The sequence below is a fragment of the Kitasatospora sp. NPDC056446 genome (assembly GCF_042796115.1).
Taxonomy (GTDB): domain Bacteria; phylum Actinomycetota; class Actinomycetes; order Streptomycetales; family Streptomycetaceae; genus Kitasatospora.
Map to the genome: position 1 here is coordinate 1 of NZ_JBHTRF010000160.1, position 4,047 is coordinate 4,047.

Sequence of the window (4,047 nt, forward strand, 5' to 3'; positions counted from 1 at the left end):
GGCGGCCGCGCCAGTTGTGTATACCAGACCGCGGCGGCACCACCTCGCCCGGCCCGCCCCGGGGGGGCGCTTGGCCCCTACTACAACCCCCCCCCGGGGGGGTTTTGAAGACGGGCCCTACGGTCTCGCCCTCGGGCGCGGACGCCAGCGGACGCTAGATCCAGCCGCGCCGGGTCGCGTGCACGCCGGCCTGGAAGCGGCTCTCCGCGCCCAGGGCGGCGGTCAGTTCGGCGACCAGCCGGCGCACCGTGCGCTCCGACACCTCCAGCTTCCGGGCGATCGCGGTGTCCGTCAGCCCGGCCGCCAGCAGGCGCAGCACGGCGAGCTGACGATCGGTCATCTCGCTCTCCTCCGGGCCGAGTTCGGACGGGGTCCAGGCGGAGGACCAGAAGTACTCGAACAGCTCCGCCACCAGTTCGACCAGTGCCGGTTCGCGGACCACCACCGCCGCCCCGGCGACGTGCGGGTACCTCCCGCCGTCGGCCGGGGCGGGCTCCCCGTCCGCCCCGGCACCGGGCGCGGGCAGGATCGCCAGCCGGGCGTCCACCACGATCAGCCAGAGCGGGAGCGAGTGCGCCGCCCGGATCCTGGCCCCGGCCCCGGTCAGCTCCCGCAGGTGCGCCAGCACCGCCGGGCGGCGCAGCGCCGCGGCCGGGTAGATGGTGCGCAGTGCGGCGCCGTGGGCGAGGGCGAGGCGTTCGCGGGCGAGTTTTCCGGCCAGGGCGGGGCCGGAGAGGTCCTGGCCGGGGCGTAGGGAGAGCGCTTCGGTGCGGGCGCCGCGGGCGGCGTCCTCCAGCAGGGCGGCGATCCGGTCGGCGCCGCGGACGAGTTCCAGGCCGGTGCCCGTGCCGGTGCCGGTGCGGTGGTGCTGCTGGACGGGGAGGTAGCCGGTGTGCAGCCGGTCGACGGAGTCGCGGGTGTGGCGCAGTGCGCCGAGGAGGGCGGCGACCTGGCTGTCGGCGTCGAGGAGGAGTTGGCGGACGGCGGTGTCGACCGAGACGGCGGTGTCGGCCGAGACCGCCGAGTCGGCCGAGTCGGCCGAGACTACGGGGTCGGCCGGAACGCCGGTGCCCGCGGTGGGCTGGAGGAGTCCGAGCGCGCGCAGTTCGGCGGTGGCGGCGGCGAGCCGGGTGGTGCCCCAGTCGAGGCCGAGGGCGTCGGGCGGGCGGCCGGGTTCGGCGAGCAGGCGGGCGTAGAGCTGGGTGGCGTCGGCGCCGGCGGGGCTCTCCATCGGCGCAGCCTAGTGAGGGCGGGCCGGGGCCGGTCGGGGGTTTCCGCTCCGCGAGACGGGCGGGCCGGCGGGCCGGCCCGCCGGGCGCGAGCACGCCCGCCGTGCCCGCCGTCCGGTTCGCGGTACGGGGCTTCCGCTCCCGGTCATGGCCGGTTCCGGTCGGCGCCGGCGGGCTGACCTGCGGCGCGGCGGCCCGCAGGATGTGCGGCATGGCTCTTCCCGAAGCTTCGACGATCTGGTTGGACGGCGCCCTGGTGCCCTGGCAGGAGGCCCGGGTGCACGTCCTGACGCACGGCCTGCACTACGGCACGGGGGTGCTGGAGGGCACCCGGGTGTTCGCGACCGAGGACGGTCCGGCGGTGTTCCGGCTGCCCGAGCACCTGCGCCGGCTGGACCGCAGCGCCCGGATGATCCGGATGGAACTCCCGTACGACATCGCCGACTTGACGAAGGCGACGGTGGACCTGGTGCGCGCCAACGGGCACCGGGAGTGCTATCTGCGGCACTTCGCCTTCCTCGGCTACGGCACGATGGGCATCGACATGCGTTCCTCGCCGGTCGAGGTGTCGATCGCGAGCTGGGAGTGGCACGGCCAACTCCCGCCCGCCGACGGCGGGATCACGCTGAAGACCAGCAGCTGGCGGCGGAACGACCCGAACGCGGTGCCGCCCGCCGCCAAGGCCACCGGCCCGTACCTGAACTCGGTGCTCGCCCGCCGGGAGGCCAATGACGCGGGCTACGACGAGGCGTTGCTGCTGGGCGCGGACGGCACGGTGAGCGAGTGCACCGGGGAGAACGTCTTCGCCGTGCGCGACGGGGTACTGCGCACGCCGCCGTCGAGCGCGGGCGCCCTGGAGGGCATCACCCAGGACACCGTGTGCACCCTGGCGCGTGACCTGGGGGTGCCGGTCCGGGTCGAGAGCCTGCTGCGGTCGGACCTCTACGCGGCGGACGAGCTCTTCGTGTGCGGCACGGCGGCCGGGATCGTCCCGGTCCGCGCGCTCGACGACCGCGCCCTTCCGGCCGCCCCCGGGCCGGTCACCACCCGGCTGCGGGAGGCCTACCGGGCGGCCGTGACCGGTGCCGACCCGCGCTACCGGCACTGGCTGACCCCGGTGGCCTGACCGCTCGGGGCCCGCGCCGCAGACGGCCGGCGCGCGGTCGGGTCAGAGCTCGTACACCGCGCCCGCGCGGGCGACCTCGACCGGGCCGGCGTAGGCGGCGGCCGCGTCGCGGAGGTTGTGCTCGGCGTCGGTCCACGGGGGGATGTGGGTGAGGACGAGCCGGCGGGCGCCGGCGGCGGTGGCGTGCTCGCCGGCCTCGCGGCCGTTGAGGTGGACGGCCCGGTAGGTGTCGCGGCCGTCGATGTAGGCGGCCTCGCAGAGGAAGAGGTCGGCGTCGCGGGCGAGGGCGACGAGTTCGGCGCTCTCGCCGGTGTCACCGCTGTAGACCAGGGACCGGCCGTCGTGTTCGAGACGGAACGCGAAGGCGTCGACGGGGTGGTTGACCTGGGCGACCTCGATCCGGAACGGTCCGAGGCGGAAGCTGCCGGGGGTGAGGGTGCGGAACTCGAAGACCTCCTTCATCCCCGGGTTCTCCGGCATGTCGTAGGCGCGGGCGAGCCGTTCGGCGGTGCCGGTCGGGCCGTACACGGGCAGCGGTTCGGGGCAGCCCTCGGCACGGTAGTTGCGGGCCACCCAGTAGGCGCACAGGTCGACGCAGTGGTCGGCGTGCAGGTGGCTGAGCAGGACGGCGTCGACGTCGTACAGGCCGGTGTACTTCTGCAGGGCGCCGAGGGCTCCGTTGCCGAGGTCGAGGACGACGCGGTAGCCGTCGGCCTCGACCAGGTAGCTGGAGCAGGGCGAGTCGGCGGACGGGAAGCTCCCCGAGCACCCCACCACGGTCAGTTTCATCCGAGCCCCTCCGCCCCGACACGTCCTGGCTGTTGCTGGAAAACGGCATGGAAAACGGCAGGCCGGGCCGGTGAACCGGCCGGTAGCACTGCATTGGTGTGTCGAGGGTAAGGGCGGAGCGGCACTTTGCCCCCGTCCCCGTGCCGGGCTGTGGCTGGAATCACCAGAACGCCGGGGACGGGAGCGGGGGCGGGGGCGGGGGGCCGGATCAGCGGTGTCCGGGGCGTTTGCGGGCCCAGGTACGGATGGTGTCGGGGTACCAGCGGGGGTGGCCGCCGGCGTCCAGCAGGTCCGGGTCGGGCAGCAGCCCGTGCCGCCGGTAGTTGCGGACGGTCTCGGGCTGGACGTTGATGTGGCGGGCGATCTCGGCGTACGACCACAGCTCGGTGCCACGGCTCATGCGCCCACCCCTCCCCCGTGCTCGGCGGGGGCGTCCGCCCGTACGCGTCTGTCGACTGTCCGCTCGCTTCGTTCACTCACGGGGCACCTCCGGGAAGGGGCTGACGTTCGTGGACAGCCTTTCCGGGCGCGGCCCCGGTGTCCGGCGCGGATCGGGCGCGGTGGCGGTTCCGTGACGAACCGGGAGCAGTCCGCGGACAAATGCCCGGCCGTCACGGACGTCACGGATGTCACGGACGTCACGGTGGTGGCGTCCGCCGCCGGCCCGGTACGGTTCGCCGCATGAACGGCATGACTGGTACCTGGCTCGTCCTGGCACTGGCCGGCATCGCGCTGTCGGCGGCGGTCGCGGCGGTGCTGGCGCGGCGCGCCCGTCCGACCCGGCGCCCCGGCGGGCCGGCCGGCCCCCGGCCGCGGGGCGGGGGCGGGGCCCGGGGGGGGCCCCCCCCCCCCGGCTAGAGGTGGGGGGGGGGTGGGGTGGTGGGGCGCCCCCGCCCCCAACAG

General features: G+C 75.4%; 4 protein-coding genes. 1 reads left to right on the forward strand and 3 read right to left on the reverse strand.

Annotated elements, in window-relative coordinates; genetic code table 11:
* Window positions 1-154: 154 nt before the first annotated feature.
* Window positions 155-1,231 carry a response regulator transcription factor gene (locus ACFQ6N_RS40075; protein WP_380659096.1) on the reverse strand — a complete coding sequence of 359 codons (1,077 nt, stop codon included), beginning with the start codon at window positions 1,229-1,231 and terminating at the stop codon, window positions 155-157.
* A 209-nt stretch (window positions 1,232-1,440) separates the two neighbouring features.
* Here ACFQ6N_RS40075 and ACFQ6N_RS40080 point away from each other — a divergent pair, with 209 nt between their 5' ends.
* Entirely contained in the window at window positions 1,441-2,355 is a 915-nt protein-coding gene (locus tag ACFQ6N_RS40080) for a branched-chain amino acid transaminase (RefSeq protein ID WP_380659097.1), read from the forward strand.
* A 42-nt stretch (window positions 2,356-2,397) separates the two neighbouring features.
* On the opposite strand, the gene ACFQ6N_RS40085 is transcribed toward ACFQ6N_RS40080, so the two are convergent.
* On the reverse strand, window positions 2,398-3,144 hold the full coding sequence (locus tag ACFQ6N_RS40085; protein WP_380659098.1) for an MBL fold metallo-hydrolase: 747 nt from the start codon (window positions 3,142-3,144) through the stop codon (window positions 2,398-2,400).
* A 208-nt stretch (window positions 3,145-3,352) separates the two neighbouring features.
* Complete coding sequence (locus ACFQ6N_RS40090) at window positions 3,353-3,544, reverse strand: MerR family transcriptional regulator (RefSeq protein WP_380659100.1); 192 nt, start codon at window positions 3,542-3,544, stop codon at window positions 3,353-3,355.
* Window positions 3,545-4,047: the final 503 nt, after the last annotated feature.